16 protein-coding genes are annotated in these 19,399 nt (G+C 60.1%); 5 read left to right on the top strand and 11 right to left on the bottom strand.

Translation table 11 applies throughout. The features are described 5' to 3' along the window. The 4 genes from GSQ94_RS21400 to rpsL form a co-directional block, all read right to left on the bottom strand. Nucleotides 1-92 (bottom strand): GTP-binding protein (locus GSQ94_RS21400; protein ID WP_216843074.1); only part of this gene is annotated, 92 nt, incomplete at its 3' end. Between the two features lie 67 nt (nt 93-159). Beyond that, nucleotides 160-2,253, bottom strand: coding sequence for an elongation factor G (fusA, locus tag GSQ94_RS11015; protein ID WP_158943904.1), 2,094 nt, complete (start codon nt 2,251-2,253; stop codon nt 160-162). A gap of 95 nt (nt 2,254-2,348) precedes the next feature. Then, the gene (gene rpsG, locus GSQ94_RS11010; protein WP_158943903.1) at nt 2,349-2,819 is read right to left on the bottom strand and encodes a 30S ribosomal protein S7; all 471 of its coding nucleotides are present in this window, start codon (nt 2,817-2,819) and stop codon (nt 2,349-2,351) included. 111 nt (nt 2,820-2,930) lie between these two features. Then, a complete protein-coding gene (rpsL, locus tag GSQ94_RS11005; protein ID WP_014263802.1) occupies nt 2,931-3,314 on the bottom strand; it encodes a 30S ribosomal protein S12 in 384 nt (127 codons plus the stop codon). 678 nt (nt 3,315-3,992) lie between these two features. On the opposite strand from rpsL, the gene GSQ94_RS11000 reads away from it, so the two are divergent. After that, the gene (locus GSQ94_RS11000; protein WP_158943902.1) at nt 3,993-6,068 is read left to right on the top strand and encodes a S9 family peptidase; all 2,076 of its coding nucleotides are present in this window, start codon (nt 3,993-3,995) and stop codon (nt 6,066-6,068) included. Between the two features lie 217 nt (nt 6,069-6,285). Beyond that, nucleotides 6,286-8,730, top strand: a complete 2,445-nt coding sequence (locus GSQ94_RS10995; RefSeq protein WP_158943901.1) for a hypothetical protein — start codon at nt 6,286-6,288, stop codon at nt 8,728-8,730. 392 nt (nt 8,731-9,122) lie between these two features. On the opposite strand, the gene nusB is transcribed toward GSQ94_RS10995, so the two are convergent. Together nusB and ribH are read right to left on the bottom strand one after the other, a co-directional pair. Then, on the bottom strand, nt 9,123-9,545 hold the full coding sequence (gene nusB / locus GSQ94_RS10990) for a transcription antitermination factor NusB (protein WP_158943900.1): 423 nt from the start codon (nt 9,543-9,545) through the stop codon (nt 9,123-9,125). Further along, nucleotides 9,545-10,426, bottom strand: coding sequence for a 6,7-dimethyl-8-ribityllumazine synthase (gene ribH, locus GSQ94_RS21395; RefSeq protein ID WP_158943899.1), 882 nt, complete (start codon nt 10,424-10,426; stop codon nt 9,545-9,547). The genes nusB and ribH overlap by 1 nt, the downstream gene beginning before the upstream one ends. A 51-nt stretch (nt 10,427-10,477) precedes the next feature. On the opposite strand from ribH, the gene GSQ94_RS10980 reads away from it, so the two are divergent. From GSQ94_RS10980 to mctP, 3 genes are all read left to right on the top strand, one after another. Continuing rightward, nucleotides 10,478-11,266: an enoyl-CoA hydratase/isomerase family protein gene (locus GSQ94_RS10980; RefSeq protein WP_371417495.1), complete on the top strand. Its 789-nt coding sequence runs from the start codon at nt 10,478-10,480 to the stop codon at nt 11,264-11,266. A 77-nt stretch (nt 11,267-11,343) separates the two neighbouring features. After that, complete coding sequence (locus GSQ94_RS10975; RefSeq protein WP_254063794.1) at nt 11,344-11,910, top strand: hypothetical protein; 567 nt, start codon at nt 11,344-11,346, stop codon at nt 11,908-11,910. A gap of 99 nt (nt 11,911-12,009) precedes the next feature. Beyond that, entirely contained in the window at nt 12,010-13,521 is a 1,512-nt protein-coding gene (mctP, locus tag GSQ94_RS10970; protein ID WP_305794717.1) for a monocarboxylate uptake permease MctP, read from the top strand. A 64-nt stretch (nt 13,522-13,585) separates the two neighbouring features. Here mctP and guaA read toward each other — a convergent pair whose 3' ends face one another. From guaA to leuS, 5 genes are all read right to left on the bottom strand, one after another. After that, nucleotides 13,586-15,145: a glutamine-hydrolyzing GMP synthase gene (gene guaA, locus GSQ94_RS10965; protein ID WP_158943897.1), complete on the bottom strand. Its 1,560-nt coding sequence runs from the start codon at nt 15,143-15,145 to the stop codon at nt 13,586-13,588. A 141-nt stretch (nt 15,146-15,286) separates the two neighbouring features. Beyond that, nucleotides 15,287-15,481, bottom strand: coding sequence for a hypothetical protein (locus tag GSQ94_RS10960; RefSeq protein WP_158943896.1), 195 nt, complete (start codon nt 15,479-15,481; stop codon nt 15,287-15,289). 116 nt (nt 15,482-15,597) lie between these two features. Continuing rightward, nucleotides 15,598-15,768, bottom strand: a complete 171-nt coding sequence (locus GSQ94_RS20975) for a hypothetical protein (RefSeq protein ID WP_174240920.1) — start codon at nt 15,766-15,768, stop codon at nt 15,598-15,600. A 50-nt stretch (nt 15,769-15,818) separates the two neighbouring features. Then, a complete protein-coding gene (locus tag GSQ94_RS10955) occupies nt 15,819-16,769 on the bottom strand; it encodes a hypothetical protein (protein WP_254063793.1) in 951 nt (316 codons plus the stop codon). Then, entirely contained in the window at nt 16,769-19,351 is a 2,583-nt protein-coding gene (leuS, locus tag GSQ94_RS10950) for a leucine--tRNA ligase (protein ID WP_254063792.1), read from the bottom strand. The genes GSQ94_RS10955 and leuS overlap by 1 nt, the downstream gene beginning before the upstream one ends. Between the last annotated feature and the right edge of the window lie 48 nt (nt 19,352-19,399).

Genomic DNA, 19,399 nt, shown 5'->3' with positions numbered 1-19,399 from the left:
GCCGCCGTCAGCGTCGTCTTGCCATGATCGATGTGCCCAATCGTCCCGATGTTTACGTGCGGCTTTGACCGGTCAAACTTTTCCTTGCCCATGACTCTCTCCGTGTTTCAGTAACTTGTGATCCTGCTTCAAACTTGAACTTCGCCTTGCGGCACCGGACTACTTCGCTTCTTTGCCCTGCACCTTGGCAATGATCTCTTCCGAGACCGAGCGGGGCGCTTCTTCGTACTGCTTGAACTGCATCGAGTAGTTCGCGCGACCCTGCGTGGACGACCGCATATGAGTGGCGTAACCGAACATGGTACTCAGAGGAACAGTGGCCTTGATCGCCTGCGTGCCACCAACCATCTCCATGCCTTCGATACGGCCGCGGCGGCTGTTCAGGTCGCCGATGATCGTTCCCATGTACTCTTCGGGAACAGTCACTTCGACCGACATCACCGGCTCCAGCAGAACCGGCTTGGCCTTGCGGGCAGCTTCCTTGAACGCCATCGATCCGGCGATCTTGAAGGCCATTTCGTTCGAGTCGACATCATGATAGCTGCCGTCATAAAGCGAAACCTTGACGTCCACCATCTCGTAACCGGCCAGAACGCCGCGCTGCATCGCATCCTGAATCCCCTGATCGATCGGCTTGACGTACTCCTTGGGAATCGCGCCACCCTTCGTATCGTTGGTGAACTCGTATCCCTTGCCTGGTTCATTCGGTGAGATACGGATCTTGCAGTGGCCGTAGTTACCCGATCCACCGGTCTGACGGATGTACTTACCCTCAGCATCGGAGTTCGTGCGGATGGTCTCGCGGTAGTTCACCTGCGGCTTACCGACGTTGGCCTCAACCTTGTACTCGCGCATCATGCGGTCAACGATGATCTCAAGATGCAGCTCGCCCATTCCGGCGATGATGGTCTGGCCCGAATCGATATCGGTGCGCACGCGGAACGTAGGATCTTCCTGCGCGAGCTTGGCCAGCGCCATGCCCATCTTCTCCTGGTCAGCCTTGGTCTTCGGCTCCACGGCAACTTCGATAACCGGCGCCGGAAAGTCGATCGACTCAAGCACCACGGGATACTTATCCGTCGTGATGGTGTCGCCCGTAACCAGGTTCTTCAACCCAACCGCTGCGCAGATGTCGCCCGCAAGAATCTCGGTGATCTCTTCGCGCTTGTTGGCGTGCATTTTAAGCAGGCGGCCGATACGCTCCGTCTTGCCGGTACGCGGGTTCAGCACCGAGTCGCCGGTCTTCAACTGTCCCGAGTAGACACGGATAAAGATCAACTGGCCAACAAACGGGTCGGTCATGATCTTGAAGCCAAGCGCCGAGAACGGCTCGTTATCGTCAGCCTTGCGGATTACCTCTTCTTCCATGTTGTCGGGGTTGTGCCCGATCATGGGAGGAATATCCAGCGGGCTGGGCAGATAATCGACAACCGCATCGAGCAGAGTCTGCACGCCCTTGTTCTTGAATGACGAGCCGCAGAGAACCGGGAAGATGTTCATCGCGATGGTCGCCTTGCGGATACCAGCCTTAAGCTGAGCTTCGGTAGGCTCTTGCCCCTCAAGATAGAGGTGCATGATCTCATCATCGGAGTCCGAAACCGCTTCGATCAAAATAGCGCGAGCAGCCTTGGCCGTCTCGAGGAGGTCAGCCGGAATCTCTTCCACCGAGTACTCAGCGCCCATGGTCTCGTCGTGCCAGTAGATAGCCTTCATCGTGACGAGGTCGACTACACCGAGAAACTTCGCCTCAGCGCCAATCTGAATATTGATCGGAATCGCGCGCGCACCCAGACGATCGACAATCGTCGAAGTCGCGTACACCGCATCGGCACCGGCCTTGTCCATCTTGTTGATGAAGCAGATCCGGGGAACCTTGTACTTGTCAGCCTGCCGCCATACCGTCTCGGACTGGGGCTGCACACCGGCAACCGCGTCGAAGCAGGCAACCGCGCCGTCGAGCACGCGGAGCGAACGCTCCACCTCGGCAGTAAAGTCTACGTGGCCGGGCGTGTCGATGATGTTGATGCGGATGTTCTTCCACGTGCAGGTCGTCGCAGCGGAGGTAATCGTAATGCCGCGCTCCTGCTCCTGCTCCATCCAGTCCATGGTCGCAGTCCCCTCGTGCACTTCACCGATACGGTGCGTAATGCCCGTATAGAAGAGAATGCGCTCGGTCGTCGTCGTCTTGCCGGCGTCGATGTGCGCCATGATTCCGATGTTCCGGCAACGATTCAGAGGTGTAGTGCGTGCCACGGTCTATCTCTCATCTGCGAGCGTCTGCTCGCGGTAAAAACTGCGTTGAACCTAAAATCTGTACCTAAACTCTTATGGACGCTGCTGGAAACTAACTACCAGCGGTAGTGCGCGAAGGCCTTGTTGGCCTCGGCCATACGGTGAACGTCTTCCTTCTTCTTCATCGCGGCGCCACGGCCATTGGCAGCATCGAGCAGCTCGGCGGTCAACTTCTCCACCATGCCCTTCTCGCCACGCGCGCGGCCATAGGTCACAAGCCAGCGGATCGCAAGCGACGTGCGGCGCTCCGGCAGAACTTCGATCGGCACCTGGTAGTTCGCACCACCGACACGGCGGCTCTTTACTTCCAGAAGCGGCTTGCAGTTCTCAATCGCCTTCTTGAACAGCTTCAGGGCCTCGTCGCCACCCTTCTGCTCAAGGTTCGTCATGGCGGTGTAGAAGATGCCCTGCGCGGTCGACTTCTTGCCGCCCCACATCATCGAGTTAACAAACTTCGTGACCAGGGTGGAGTTATAGACCGGGTCTGCAGCAACTTCACGCTTTGCGATGTAGCCTTTTCTTGGCATTCTCTTCTTCTTTCTCGTCTTCCTCCAGCGCCGGACTTCTCAAGAGCTGGACTTGGTTAATTTCGACTTGCAACCCGATCTTCCGGATTCGAAAAAAATAGGTTCAAAAACTTATTTAGCTGCTGCCTTCGGACGCTTCGCGCCGTACTTGGAGCGGCTCTGCTTGCGGTTGGCCACGCCGACCGAGTCGAGCGTGCCGCGAACCACGTGGTACCGAACGCCCGGCAGATCCTTCACACGGCCGCCGCGGATCAGCACAATCGAGTGCTCCTGCAGGTTGTGGCCGATGCCCGGGATATAGGTCGTGACCTCGATCCCGTTGGTGAGGCGAACACGCGCAACCTTACGGAGAGCCGAGTTCGGCTTCTTCGGGGTCTGGGTGTACACGCGGGTGCAAACACCACGGCGCTGGGGCGAACCCTGGAGCGCGGGGCTGGCGGTCTTATAACGAGTGGGCGTGCGGCCCTGCTTGACGAGCTGATGGAACGTAGGCACTAGAACTCCTTGTTAATGCGCGCAAAACCAAACTTATGTGAGACGCACAGGTAGGATTGAACCTCGCCTTTTGTGGTACATGCTTCGTACACGCAAAAAATTGAGAACGCTGAAGCGTCTCTGACGAAGATCTTCCCTGCTGCGTCTGTAAACCGATACAACAAACCAGACGTAAACAGTCGACGGTGGTCGAGCGTCTTTCCCTGACTTCAAGGATGAGCCGACTCCGTTTCGCTGTCCCGGCCCGCATAGCCCATCCAGGGTGGAGGGTGTCGCAGGCACGATTGCGAAAGGCCGCAGACCAACGACATTCAGATCCCATGAGTCAAACGAATCACTGATCGAGAATGTCCTGCGGTGAATCTCTTGTATCCAGTATAGCGCAATCTCTCGGCACCGTCTTGCGACAGGCGGCGAATCTAATGATCACGGGGGTTTTTCTCCACCCCTCCGTGCGTCGAGCTTCCCCTACGACACGGTCCGGATACTCGCGGAACCTTCTAACAATATCAATGTGTCGGCAAAACGTCAAATTTTTCGCCCGCTTTCTCCTCAAAAAACGGCAAATTGCACAACCCGGGAGGCACACGCACTCTACTCATGGACTCCATGACATCCCACGACACCCGGTGACGCTCCATGACAAAAGCGCATCGCCTCCCATGCTAGGCTTTTCGCATGGCTTTGGCAGATCTCCGTACGTCCCCGCTCTCCTTTGGTTTCATCGCCCTCACCGCCCTCTCGACCCTTGGAACTGCCGCGCGAGCACACGCGGAGACCGAAACCAGCACTACCCCCATCAAAAACGCACGCATCGGCTCCCTCATCGAGACCCTTGGCCAGACCAGAACCCCAACCTCCGTAGCCATCTCCCCTGACGGCTCTACCGTCGCCTGGTCCGTACGAACCCACGCGCAGACGCAGATCCACCTCTCCAACGTAGAAAATCCCGATCCCGCCAAAGAAAAGATCGTCAGCACCGGCTCAGGTGCCACAGACTGCAGCAGCTCCGACCCCAAGTGGTCCCTGGACGGCGAGTCCCTGGCCTTCGTCTCCAGCTGTACCGCAAAGACCGATCAGCCCGGACAGGACCAGGTCTTCCTCTACTCCAAAACCACCGGCGAATCGAAGCAGCTCACCCATCTCACCGGCGGCATCGACTCCCTTGCCTGGTCGCCCGACGGCAAGTCCGTCGCCTTCCTCTTCGTCGAGAACGCCACCCGCAGCGCTGGAGCCCTCGCTGCCATGAAGCCCTGGTCCGGCGTCATCGGCGAAGACGGCGTAGAGATTCAGCGCGTCGGCGTCGTGCAGCTCGCCAGCGGAGCCTTCTCCCAGGTCACACCCGCGACGCTGCATGTCTACGAGTTCAACTGGTCCCCCGACTCGAAGAGTCTCGCCTTCGTTGCGGCCAATCCCCCGGGCGAGAATAACTGGTGGGTCGCCCAGCTCTACACTGAAGACCTCGCCACCGCTCAGCCCAGGTCGATCCTCGACACCACAAAGATCACCGGCTCCCTCCACGATCTCCAGATCGCCGTTCCCCGCTGGTCCCCCAACGGCAAGCAAATCGCCTTCATCGGCGGCATCATGAGCGACCAGGGATCCACCGGCGGCGATCTCTATCTCATCCCCTCCACCGGCGGCGAGCCAAAAGACGTAACCCCCGGCCGCGCCGCATCAGTCGCCTTCCTCGGCTGGGTCGGCCCCGACATTATCGCCATCGCCGAGCAGGTAGGCGGCAGCAGCCACCTCACCGCCATCGATCTCGCCACCGGCAAGGACATCCCTCAGGCCAGCGTCACCTTTCCCGAGACCATCGGCGCAGGCGATCTCGAGATGAGCGTCTCGCTCTCGCAGGAGCACACCATCGCGATCATTCGCACCTCCTTCGAGCGCGCCCCCGAAGTCTGGGCCGGCCACATCCACGACCTCAAGCAGATCACCCATCTCAACGACAGTCTCAAACCCGCATGGGGCAAGTCCGAAAATCTCGAATGGACCAACGACGGCTTCCAAGTTCAGGGATGGCTCCTCTACCCCGCGAACTACGATCCCGCAAAAAAATATCCTCTCCTCGTCATGGTTCACGGCGGCCCATCGAGCGCCGTCACTCCACGCTGGCCCGGCGCCGGCTATGGCGGTGTGCCCTTCTCCGCGCTCGGCTACTTCGTCTTCATGCCCAATCCGCGCGGTAGCTACGGCCAGGGTGAGAAGTTCACACAAGCCAACGTCAAGGACTTCGGCTACGGCGATCTGCACGACATCCTCGCCGGCATGGACGTCCTCGAAAAGCGCTTCCCCATCGACAAAAACCGTGAAGGCCTCACCGGCTGGAGCTACGGTGGCTTCATGACCATGTTCGGCGTTACCCAAACCACGCGCTTCCGGGCCGCAGTCGCCGGAGCCGGTATCAGCGACTGGAAGAGCTACTACGGCGAAAACTCCATCGATCAATGGATGGTCCCCTTCTTCGGAAAGACCGTCTACGACGATGCCGCCGTCTACGCCAAAAGCTCCGCCATCGAGTACATCAAAAACGTGAAGACGCCCACCCTCGTCGTTGTCGGAGACCGCGACGGCGAGTGCCCCGCTCCGCAGAGCTTTGAGTTCTGGCACGCTCTCCGCGCAGAAGGCGTAAAGACGCAGTTGGTGATATACCCGAACGAGGGACATGGATTCCGTGATCCCGCGCATCGCAGAGACGTTCTCGAGCGGGCCTTCGACTGGTTTGAGACGGAGATGCCCGCAAAGTAAGGACCGCAATTCCAGTCTCGCTCCCCCTACATTTTTTTAGAAAGGGAGCGAGACCGGCACGATGCGAAACGATTGGTTGGATCGTCCAACCAACGTTCGAACAGTATTACGCCCGGAGATTTGCTTCCGGTCTGCGCAGCTTTTACACTATGGGTTCAGCTATTCAGCGGTTGCGGGTAACCGTTCAGCTTGAGTTCTGGTTGGACGGGGAGGTTCAATGCGTCGGTTTGCCACGTTAGTATTCTTGCTTCTTTTTACGATTCCCTTCGGAGTCTCAATCTCAGGTTGTTCGAAGAAGTCACCGGCAGTCTTTTGCGCGGGAGATACCGGCCCGGTCGTCGGTCAGGTGTCGAACATCACCCTGCAACCAAAGATCTTCGGCATCTCGATGAACTTCGCGCAGATCGGTCAGGTCACCACGCCCACCGCGGTTGACTGCAAAGGCACCACCGCAACGGTATCGAGCTACACCTACGCCACCTTTCTCCCCAATGGTCAACCCGATATGACCATCGCCGACGTCCAGCCGACGACAGGCAAGTTGTGCGCCGGCACCTGGAACAGGAACACCGGCGGCGGCATCGCCGACTTCACCACCTGCAACCCCACAAATAAGACAGGCACCGTGTATGTCGTGGCGAACGGCGGCGGAGTCAGCAGCAATCCCCTCCCCATCTTCGTCCACGCCGTCGTGACCAACGTCACTCTCGGGCCGTTATCGACCGATTGCGTCAACGATCCGGCGACCAACTGCAGCCCTGCGGCATTCGATACCCAGACCAACACCTGCGCACAGACCACCAACGGCAACGGCTGCTGCACTGCGCCCGTGGCCACTACCGCAACGGCACTCGCAGATACCGCCTGTGTCTCTCAGGGAGTCACCAGCCAGCTCGCCGCCAGGGTCATCGCAGGTACCGGAACCTCACAGACCAACGTCAGCTGCCAGGTAGGCCATCTCTCCTACGCTCCGCAGACCGCCTCCGTCGTCACCATCGACGAGAACGGTGTCGCTACCGCACAACACTCAGGTTCCACCGTCATCACCGCGAACATTGCGAACGCGGGAAGCTCCGCCGGCTTCTTCTCCACCTGCCCCCCGGTCTCGATTCAGCTTAGCGCCGTCGGCGGAGGTGGCGTCCCTACTAACAGCATCGTCGTCAACCCGAACAACGTGCAGCCCATCACCACGGTCGCGACCGATATCAACGGGACGATCCTCACCGGCCTTACTCTCAACTACGAGTCCACTACCCCGACCACCATTCCCGGCAACTCCGCGGCTTCGGTCACACCGACCCTACCAGGCGCCGCCGCTATCACCGCTGTCTGCCGCCCCCCTACCTGTAACCCATCGCCGTTCAACCAGATCGGCCTCTTCGGCAACGGAAAGGCAATCGCCTCCAATCCTGTCTCCGTCATCGCACCGGGAACCAACAGCACCAATCTCTATATCGCGAGTACAAACTCGCTCTACCTCGTGCCCGTGGACTTTACCCAGCCCCAGCTTGGAAGTCCGGTCCGCCTGCCCTATCAGCCCAACTCGATGGTTATCAGCATCGACGGCAGCACCGTCTACATGGGCAGCTCCTCGGGGCTCATGACCTATAGCGCCACTTCCAACTCCGTAGGGACTCCCAACGTAGCCATCACCGGTCCTGTACTTGCCGTCTCGCCCGACGGCACCAAGCTCGTCGTCACCGATCCCGTTCGCCAGTTCGTCTACCTCTATCTCCCGGCGACGGGCGTCATCCAGACCCAGTACGGCGGCGTAGGCACCCACGCTGTCTTCTCCCCGGACAGCTCGACCGTCTACGTAACCCTGGGCGACTACAACTCCTCCACCGGAGTCACCACTCCGAACAACCAGCTCCTGGTCAACTCCACCTTCATCGGCTGGTACCAGACAACCTCTTCTCAGCCCACCACCGACGTCGCCATCGGCGTCCCCAGCGTAGGAGCCTTCTTCGGCGGCAACCCCACCACCGCCCGCTCCTACTGCTCTGAGACCACCACCGTTGGTGTGCCTGCCACCACCGCGTCCACCACCAGCAACATCTTCTATCCCGATGCCGGTGTCCTCGCTCCACAGACCGACAGGGTCGCTACTACCAACGACGGCCTTCACCTCCTGGGCGCGACCGTAAATCCCGCTCCGGCATTCATCGATCTGGCCATCTCTACGCCGCCCACTGGGACCCCAGGCCTGCCTCACGTCGCGTGTCCCCTGGCTGATGGACAAACTCAAAAATTCGGCGCCACCCCCGTCTTCACCGGCGCTCTTCCCGGCGTCACGGCAACTGCCATCACTGGCGTCCTGCCCACCTCGGACTCGAAGATCGCCTTCGTCACCTATCTCGGCTCCGGCGGAGTCCTCCCAACTTACACCCCGCAGGCCGCTGGCCCTGGGACTCTTGGCAGCATCGCTCTGTCCACCGCGCTGGGAACCCCCATCGCACCCGTCGCCGGGGTAGTCAGCGCCGATAACCAAACCTTCTTCGCCGGAACCTCAGGCGACAACGCCGTCCACCTCATCACCAAACAGACTGACGGCACCTACAAGGACACCACCACGCCCATCGCACCGAAGCTTCCAGACGTGAACGGAAACATCGTCACGCCGAACCTCCTCGTGCAGAAGCCGCGCGTGGCCACCTCCTAAACTCCCCCCTCAGCATCAACAAGAAAGCCCTCTCACTCCGAGAGGGCTTTCTTTGCCCGAAGGAAGCTTTGCCTGTCACTCCCTTTGCTTGTCATTCCCGAAGGGAATCTGCTTCTTACTGTTACCAAAATTCGTCATCTCGACCGAAGCGCAGCGAAGTGGAGAGACCCCCGTATTTCTGCCATCACGCAAATTCCTAAAAGGAAAAGCAACGATGCTTGCAAAGCTGGCGAAAACATCCCTATAGCTTCTCCTGATACTCGGCACTCTTCATTGCCGACTTCGCAACTGCAATCCCGCTAGTTGTCATTCCCAAAGGGAAAATGCAGTTTGCCATTCCACCCATTAGGCAAACTGCCATAACCGTCTAGCCCGCTCCAACCGCAGCCACCCTACGCCAGCCGCTTCTTCAGCAAATCACGCGCAATCGCATCCAGAACGCCGTTGAGGAAATGAATCGACTCCGGCGCAGCATACCGCCTGCCAATCTCAAGCGTCTCGTTGATGATGATCGCAGCAGGCGTCTTCGGAAATCCCAGCATCTCAGCCACCGACGCGCGCAGCAGATTTCGATCCACCACCGGCATCCGCTCCAGCCGCCAGTTCTGCGCATGCGCCTCAATCAGCTTGTCGATCTCTTCATCGCGCGTCGTCGCAATCCGGTAGAGATCCTCGGCGAATCCACGCGTCTCGCTGTCGACATCCTCCACCGAAGCCCAGAAGAGCTTCTGTACCTGATCTGGTGTCTGTTTGCCCAGGTCTCCCTGGAACAGCATCTGCATGGTTAGTTCGCGAGACTTTCTGCGAGTTCCCATTATTTCTTCACCTGGCCATTCTGTGCGGCCAGCTTGCGCTGAATCGACACCATCTCAATCGCGGCACTCGCCGCTTCAAATCCCTTGTTCCCTGCCTTCAGACCCGCGCGATCCAGCGCCTGCTCCAACGTCTCGCAGGTCAGCACGCCAAACGCATGCGGAATCCCGGTCTCCTGTTGCGACTGGCCGATCCCTCGCGCCACCTCGTTATAAATCGCCTCATAGTGAGCCGTCTCTCCGCGCAGCAGGCATCCCAGCGTAATAATCGCGTCGAACTTCTTCGACTCTGCCAGCGTTCGCGCCGCCGAAGGAACCTCCCACGCGCCAGGAACCCGAACCACCTCAACATCGGACCGCGCTGCGCCGCTGCGATGCAATGCATCCAGCGAACCCTGCAGCAGCCGATCGGTAATCACCGTATTCCAGCGCGTCGTCACCACCGCAAACCGCATATTCGCCGCACTCAGGTCGCCCTCGATCGCCTCCACCTGCCCATGCAGCGGATTCTCCGACTGCCAGAATCCCAGCTTCAACTCGGTAGTCAGCTGCACCGTAAACAGGCGGCTGTTCCAGTGCGTCAGCTCAACCTCCGACAGCAAGGTAGCAATCTCCTCCGTCCGGTAGCTCGCCAGCAGCCACTTCTCCACCAGTGTCCGAATGTGATCGAGCTGCGTCACCTCCACCAGCACAGGAGGCACAGCAGGTGCCCTCCCCGTGACAAACTCGATGTTGCCGATCGGCGCAAGAAATGCCGCACCGCGGCCCTGTGCATCCTCCCAGCCCTTCCCCGCTTCAAAGCCCAGGGCGGAAAACAGGCTGCTCATGCGGTCGTACTCAACGCCAGAACCAACCGCGCTGACTAGCGTAATTCCCTTAATCATAGATTCGATTGTATCGTCTGGAGTGCGATGCAAGCTTGATCGAACTGGAGGATGTCAGTGAACTACGAGACGCTGCTGTGCGAGGTCAACGATCAGGTCGCGCAAGTGACCCTGAACCGGCCCCAGGTCCTCCACGCCCTCAACACTCAGGTCTTCAATGAGCTCGAAGCCGTCTTCTCCGCGCTCGCCGTCGACCCCGCCGTCCGCGTCATCCTCCTCACCGGCTCCGGCGAAAAAGCCTTCGCCGCTGGCGCAGACATCAACGAGCTCGCCAACACCGACGCCGCTGCAGGAGAAGCCAAGGCGCGCCGCGGCCAGGGCGTCTTCCGCCTCATCGAAACCTGCGGCAAGCCCGTCATCGCCTGCATCAACGGCTTCGCGCTCGGCGGCGGCTGTGAGCTCGCCATGGCCTGCACCCTTCGCCTCGCCAGCGAGACCGCCCGCCTCGGCCAGCCCGAGGTCAAACTGGGCCTCATCCCCGGCTACGGCGGCTCCCAGCGCCTCCCACGTCTCGTAGGCCAGCCCATGGCGCTCAAACTCCTGCTCACAGGAGACATGATCAACGCCGCCGAAGCCCTCCGCATCGGCCTGGTCGACGAGGTTCTTCCAACTGGCAAGCTCATGGAGCGAGCCCACGCCCTCGCTAAGACCATCGCAGGCATGGCTCCGCTCGCAGTCGCTGCCTGCCTCCAGGCCGTTCGCGAGGGCAGCGAGATCCGCCTCGAAGAGTCCATCGAGCTCGAGGCAAAGATCTTCGGCCGGCTCTCTGGAACCGAGGACAAGCAAGAGGGCACCCGGGCCTTTCTCGAGAAACGCCCCCCCGTCTGGACAGGCCGATAGCCACCCTGTCTTGGAAGACTGGTATCGAGATCCTCGGTCTTTGCAGGTAATCACAGGGAACTTTGGTCTTTTGATCGATGCCTCACCTTGGTATGCTGGTGATCGTGCCTAAGTCTTCGCCGCTCTGTCCCGCCCTCCTGCTTGCGTTAGCCCTCTCTGGCTGCTCCCGCCCCGCCGCACCCAACCTCGCCGAAACCAAGGCCCTCGCCGCCGAGCAGCAGCAGGAGACCAACCTCGCCCGCGAGCAGATGGAGCTCATCCCCCCACCCTCGAAGACCCGCTACATGGCCGTCAAAAGCCTCAACCTCTGGGAGAATCCCTACCTCACCGTCCAGGGCGGCATGGCAACCCTGCACGTCGTCGTCGCCGACGCCAACAAGAGCGATATGGGCCTCGGCGGAATGCTGCGTCCCATCGGCGCGCGCCGTCGCGACCTCAACGTCCGCGTAGCCGACCTCCCCACCGCGCTCAACTCCATCCCCGAGAGCTCCTGGCCCTACGGTCGCGTCATCGCAGTAGAAGAGGCGCACGAGATCCCCGTCAGCGCACGCCCCGAGGTCCGCAGAAACATGGAGACCGTGATCAAAACCCTCAACGACCTCGGCGTCGTCGTCTACGAGTGGACCGAAAACGGACGAAGCTAGTCCCTGCCTCCTCATCGCCACAACCCATCTCGCACACTCCAACTGCGCTAAGATGCTCCTACCTCTGAGCGCTGCAAATCTTCAGAACTGGGGAATCGATTGCAACTGCATACGACGGCATTAGTGGTCTTCTGCTTCTTCTTTCTGCTCGTAACCCTGGCCGGATTCTGGGCCGCGCGCTGGCGAAGGCCCAAAGCAGGCATGGCCTCCCTCGAGGAGTGGGGTCTCGCAGGCCGCAGCTTCGGCACCTGGATCACCTGGTTCCTCATCGGCGGCGACCTCTACACCGCCTATACCGTCATCGCTGTCCCGGCAGCGCTCTACGGCGCCGGCGCCATCGGATTCTTCGCCGTACCCTACGCCGTCATCGCCTACCCTTACATGATGCTCGTCCTGCCCCGGCTCTGGACCGTATGCCACCGCCACGGTTACATAACCTTCGCGGACTTCGTTGGCGGCCGCTACGGCAACCGCTGGCTCACCATTGCCATCGCCCTCACCGGCGTCCTCGCCCTCATGCCCTACATCGCCCTCCAGCTCGTCGGCATCCGCGTCGTCATCGGTGCCATGGGTATTCACGGCGAGTGGCCCCTGGCCGCAGCCTTCGTTATCCTCGCCGCCTACACCTACTCCAGCGGACTCCGCGCCCCCGCCGTCATCGCCATCGTCAAGGACGTGATGCTCTACATCATGGTCCTCGCCGCCCTCATCTACATCCCTCACAAACTCGGCGGCTACGCGCGCGTCTTCGAGCTCGCCAATCAGCTCCTCGCCCACCACACGCCCACCGCCACCATCCATCTCAAGCAGGGCCAGTTCCTCGGCTACTCCACCCTCGCCGTCGGCTCAGCCATCGCGCTAATGCTCTACCCCCACACCGCCACCGCGGTCCTCAGCGCGCAATCTGCCAACGTAGTCCGTCGCAACGCAGCCATGCTGCCTGCCTATAGCTTCCTTCTCGGCCTCATCGCCCTGCTCGGCTACCTCGCACTGGCCGCAGGCGTCGTCACCAAGGACCCCAACCAGGCCGTCCCGCTGCTCTTCCTTAAGATGTTCCCCGAGTGGTTCGCCGGCTTCTGTCTCGCCGCCATCGCCATCGGCGCGCTGGTTCCGGCAGCCATCATGTCCATCGCCGCCTCCAACCTCTTCACCCGCAACCTCTACGGCGCGCTCCTCCGCCGCAAGATGCTCCCCGAAGAAGAGTCGCGCATGGCCAAGCTCGTCTCCCTCGTCGTGAAGTTCGGCGCACTGCTCTTCGTCCTCAAGCTCCCCGCACCCTACGCCATCGAGATGCAGCTCCTCGGCGGCATCTGGATGGCCCAGCTCTTCCCATCGGTCGTAGTAGGCGTCTTCGCCCGCTGGTTCAACCCCTGGGCTCTTCTCATCGGTTGGGCAGCAGGCATGTCCAGCGGCACGGCAATGGCAGTAGCGTTAGGCCTCAAGAGTTCGGTCTACCCGCTGCACCTCTTCGGAAGCACCTATCCCATGTACGCAGCAGTGCCCGCGCTGCTTCTGAATCTGGCCGTCTCCGCCGTGCTAACGGTACTATTCCGCGCAATCAAGCTAGACCCAGGAACCGACGTCACCGAAGCCTCAGCCTACGTAGGCTAGAAAAAGGTATACAAGTCACGAAGTGACCGCTGCCCGCGCAGGGCGCCCGTCCGGCAGGACAGCCCTACTCCCACTCAATCGTCCCCGGCGGCTTCGACGTAATGTCGTACACCACCCGGTTGATCCCCCGCACCTCGCTCACAATCCTGCTCGAAATGGTCCGTAGCACCTCATAAGGCAGTGGAGCCCAATCCGCCGTCATCCCATCCTCGCTCTCCACCGCCCGCACCGCGCAAGTATTCGCGTAAGTCCGCTGATCCCCCATCACACCAACAGACTTCACCGGCAGCAGCACCGCAAAGCTCTGCCAAACCTTCCGATACAGCCCAGCCTTCTTGATCTCATCCACCACAATCTGGTCGGCCTCCTGCAGAATCGCCACCCGCTCCGCCGTCACCTCGCCCAGAATCCTCACTGCAAGCCCCGGTCCCGGAAACGGCTGCCGCTCAATAATGTCGTCAGGCATCCCCAGGTCCCGCCCAATCCGCCGAACCTCGTCCTTGAACAGATCCCGCAGCGGCTCAATCAGCTTCAACTTCATATCCGCAGGCAGCCCGCCCACATTGTGATGGCTCTTGATCGTATGACTCGGCCCATGCACGCTGCTCGACTCGATCACATCCGGATACAGCGTCCCCTGCACCAGCCAGGCGATCTCCTCCCCTGAACTTTTTTCGGCCTCGAAGATCTTCTTCGCCTCATCATCGAACACCGCAATAAACTCGTTCCCAATCACCTTCCGCTTCTGCTCCGGATCAGTGACGCCCGCAAGCTTCGCCAGGAATCTTTCACTCGAATCCACAGCCACCACGTTCAGCCCCAGCTGCTCGCGCATCGTCGTCTGCACCTTCAGAAACTCGTCCTTGCGCAGCACGCCGTTGTTCACAAAAATGCACGTCAGCCGCTCGCCAATCGCCTTCGCCACCAGCACTGCGGCCACGCTCGAATCCACACCGCCACTCAATCCGCAGATCGCATGTCCCGTCCCCACCTGCGCCCGCACCCGCTCCACCGTCGACTGAATAAAATGCTCCGGCGTCCAGTCCTGCTCCGCCCCACAGATATCCAGGCAGAAGTTCTTCAGCAGCTCCATCCCCTGCCTGGTATGCGCAACCTCTGGATGAAACTGCACCGCCCAGATCTTCCTCGCCTCGTCCGCAATCCCCGCCACCGCATTGGACGTCTTCGCCGTCAGCTCAAACCCCTCCGGCAGCTCTTCCGCATGGTCGGCATGCGACATCCACACATCCATCGTTCCCGGCAGTCCACGGAACAACGGCGTCTCCGCCACGACTGTCACCTCGGCATGGCCGTACTCACGCGCCGCTGCACCGACTACCTTACCCCCCAGGTGATGCACGATATATTGCAGCCCGTAGCAGATCCCGAGCACTGGCACGCCCATCGCCAACACACCCGCATCGGCCTCAGGAGCGTCCGCGTCATACACGGAGCAAGGCCCCCCCGAAAGAATCACGCCCTTTGGGTTCAGCGCCTTTACCTTCTCCGGCGGAGTCGTACACGGCAGCACGACAGAAAAAACATTGAACTCGCGAATACGCCGCGCAATCAGCTGCGTATACTGCGACCCAAAATCCAGAATGACGATCGTTGAGGTATCCACCTACCAAGTGTAAACGTTGGTCGCGTCAGGAATCCGTCGACCATCGGGAGGCCCACGGCGAAGCCGGTATACAAGTCACGAAGTGACCGCCGCCCGCGCAGGGCAAGACCAATCTTGTATATAAAAAGGAAAGCCGATGTCTCAGTAAACCCCAGGCCGCCGACGATAGTGAGAGTTCTTCAGTCGCACGCTCTCCATCCCGCTCACCACGCCGATACCCAGCAGGATGGCCGCAATGGCGACGATGTACGACTCAGGAATATGACTCAAATAGGCCAGGTAAGAAACACCGGCGATCAGCACGAGGTATCCGGCAACATAGAGGACGGAAGACATTGTCTCTCTCCAGTGGGGGAAATGAAGTGGGCCCGTAAAAGTAGGATGCCCAATCTTCACCAGCCAGACAAAAAACTTTAGTACCCTCTTAGTTTCATCGGCCCGTCTTTCCTGCTCTAACTCGGATCCTTGTGCCGCGTACTCTGCACACCCGTCACGATCCCAACCCCAAGCATGATCACCGCAATCGCCACAATGTAATGCTGCGGAATATGCATCAGGTGAGCCAGATACGCCACACCCGCAATCAGAATCAAATACCCAATCGCATAGATCCCAAACGACATAATCACCCTCCCGCAAAATAGCTGATTCCAATGGGATGCAGAATCAGCTCCTAACCGCGAGAGAAATCTTTGCCGTCCTCATACGCCCGCCACAGTTGCAGATAAGCCACCTGCCGGGCCACATGGAAGAAGTCAGATCCAAGAAAATAAAGGATCGTCACGCCCGTCCACCACCAGAACAGAAACTCAGGCGTCGTCACACTCTCAAACGGCAGCGGAGTCGCAGAAAACACCATCGCCAGCACAATCAGCGCGATCTTTACAATCCCCATCACCAGGTTGATCTCCACCAGCTTCGACTTCAACGGCCCCAGCCGAAACGCAGCCACAAAGCTTCCCCTCACGCCTAACCCACGCAGCATCGCCAATAGCGGAGCCACCGACAGCGCCCAGCTCAGCACCGCCCACAGTGTAAACAACCCCAGCGTCCCCACAATCACCAGCGAAAAATATCCCACCAGGTTCGGCTCTCCGCCCCCCGCCATCGGCCCGGTCACCGTCCACTCCGCCACCCGCTCCATGCACCAGAACCACACCGCAAAACTCCCCAGCAGCGCCACCACGCGCACCGCCTGCAGCACGATCAGCGTCCCCACCCGCGACTGCAGCCGCCCATCCGCACGCCGCAGCACCAGCGTCCGCCCAACCGACGACACCACCACCCACGCCACCACCAGCAGTGGAGCCAGCCACAGCGCCACATTCAACACCTCCGGCACCAGCAACGCCATCGCCTTCGCCAGCGTCTGAGTGGAAGCCATCGGATCCAGCACCGTCATACTCTTCAGCGCCCCATAGTCCAGCGGAGTAGCCTGCAGAATCCTCAGCCCCTCATACCGCAGCAACAGCAGCGCAGGCACCCCGTAAGCCCAACGCCAAAGCACCTCCAGCGCCGTCAGCAAAGGCCGCCGCCAGCACTCCGTCAGCGTATGCACAAACGACTGCGTCCCCCGCACCGTCCCAGCCGCAACCACCACTCCATCCTGCGGAATCTGCTCCACTACTTCACCACGAGATTCACAAGCTTACCCGGCACCACGATCACCTTCACCACCATCTTGCCTTCAATCCGCGCGATCACCTTAGGATCAGCCAAAGCCGCGGCCTTCACCGTAGCCTCATCGCTCCCCACCGGCACCTTCACCACCGTCACCAGCTTGCCGTTCACCTGCACTGGAATCTCAGCCTCCGCCTCGCGCGCAAGCTCCTCATCCACCACCGGCCATGCCGTGCGAAACACCACGCCCTCGCCGCCAAGCTGCTCCCACATCTCCGCCGCAAAGAACGGCGCAAACGGAGCCAGCATCAAGATCAACCCGCGAAACACCTCTGCCACAGCCGCAGGAGATACCTCTCCCGCATCCATCGCCGCCTCGTTCGCCGTAATCTCATTCACCAGAATCATGATCGAAGAGATCGAAGTATTGAAGTGCCACCGACCATCGAAGTCCTGCGTGATCTTCGCAATCGTCTGATGCAACCGCCGCAGCAAAGCCTGATCCTTCGGCCCCGTCGCAACTCCCTTCGCGCGAGCAACACTGGAAAACTTCATCGTCAACCGGTAGACCTTACTCAAAAACCGCGAGATCCCCGCAACACCCTCTTCCTGCCACTCCAGGTCACGATCCGGCGGAGCTGCAAACAGCGAATACATCCTCGTCGCATCCGCCCCATACCGCTCGATCATCAAGTCCGGGCTCACCACATTGCCCTTCGACTTCGACATCTTCGCCCCGTCTTTGATCACCATCCCTTGCGTAAACAGCCGCTCCGCAGGCTCATCGTTCTTGACCAAACCAAGATCCCGCATCACCTTCGTCCAGAACCGCGAGTAGATCAAATGCAGAATCGCATGCTCCACCCCGCCGATGTACTGATCGATCGGAAACCAGTAGTTCGCCTTGTCGCTGTCAAACGGAGCAGCAGAGTTCTTCGCATCCGTATACCGGTAGAAGTACCAGCTCGAATCGACGAACGTATCCATCGTGTCCGTCTCTCGTCGCGCCACGCCACCGCACTTCGGGCACTTCGCATTCACAAACTCCGGCACCCGCCCCAGCGGCGACCCGTTCGTCTGCGTAATATCGATCTGCTCCGGCAGCAAAATCGGCAGCTCGCTCTCAGCCACCGGCAACGGCTCTCCCGGCGAGCACTTATCGCAATACACCATCGGAATTGGCGTCCCCCAATACCTCTGCCGGCTGACGCCCCAGTCCTTCAACCGATACGTAACCGTAGGAGTACCAAATCCCTTCGCCTTCGCAAACGCAGCCATCTCCTCCTGCGCCGCCACGCATCCCAGTCCGGTCCACTCGCCGGAATCAATCAGTACCGCCTCTTTTTCCGCGAGATAGGGCAGCACCAGATCATTTGCATCAGAGCCCGCGGCGCTTTTTGTATCAACCACAGGAGCAATGACCCGCCGCACCGGCAGCCCATACTTCTGCGCAAACTCGAAGTCTCGCTCATCATGCGCCGGCACGCTCATAATCGCGCCCGTCCCATAGTCCGCCAGAATATAATTCGCCACCCAGATCGGCACTCGCTCCCCGTTGAACGGATTCACCGCAAACCGCCCCGTAAACACCCCGTGCTTTTCAATCGCACCCAGCGCATCGGTCTCGCGAGCCTTCTTCTGCTGCTCCAGCAACTCCTCGATCTGCACCCGCAGCGCATCGTCCTCCAGCGCAAACGCCTTCGACACCGCATGCTCCGGCGCAAGCTGCACCGACGTCGCCCCAAAGATCGTATCCACCCGCGTCGTAAACACGGTGATCTTCAAAGGCGTCGCATCTGAACCTTGAGAACTGACAACAGCGAAATCAACATGCGCCCCTTCGCTTCGCCCAATCCAGTTCCGCTGCATGGTCCGGACCTTCTCCGGCCAACCCTGCAGCTTCTCCAGCCCGTCCAGCAGCTCATCCGCATACTTCGTAATCCGCAAAAACCACTGCGTCAGATCTCGCTGTTCAACAACTGTATCCTCATGCCTCCAGCAGCGCCCGCCAATCACCTGCTCATTGGCCAGCACAGTCTGGCAATCCGGACACCAGTTCACCTTGCTCTTCTTCCGGTACGCCAGCCCCTTCTCGAACATCTTCAAAAAGAACCACTGGTTCCACCGGTAATAGTCCGGCAGACAAGTCGTCACCTCGGTCGCCCAGTCGTAGCTATAGCCCATCCGCTGCATCTGCTTCCGCATCGCCGCAATGTTCGAGAGCGTCCACTCCCGCGGCGGCACGCCATTCTTCAGCGCCGCATTCTCAGCCGGCAACCCAAACGCATCCCATCCCATCGGGTGCAGCACGTTGAACCCGCGCATCCACATATGCCGCGCCAGCGCATCACCAATCGCATAGTTCCGCACATGCCCCATGTGCAGCTTCCCGCTCGGATACGGCAACATCTCCAGGCAGTAGTACTTTGGCTTCCCCGAGTCATGCCCCTCCGCCGCATACAACGACGCATCCGCATCCCACAAGGCCTGCCACTTCGGCTCAATCTCAGCCGGGCTGTACCGCTGCGGCTGGTTCAACTCCGCAGCAGAAGAATTTTCGTCAATACTCGCGGTTTTCCCGCTCATTTCGCTCGTTCGTGTCTCTGGCATACTCCTCTCATTGTACCCGTCCGC

The organism is Granulicella sp. S190 (genome assembly GCF_009766095.1).
Classification (GTDB): domain Bacteria; phylum Acidobacteriota; class Terriglobia; order Terriglobales; family Acidobacteriaceae; genus Edaphobacter.
Note: the sequence above shows the minus strand (reverse complement) of the source record. Positions and strands in the feature narration are given on the sequence as shown.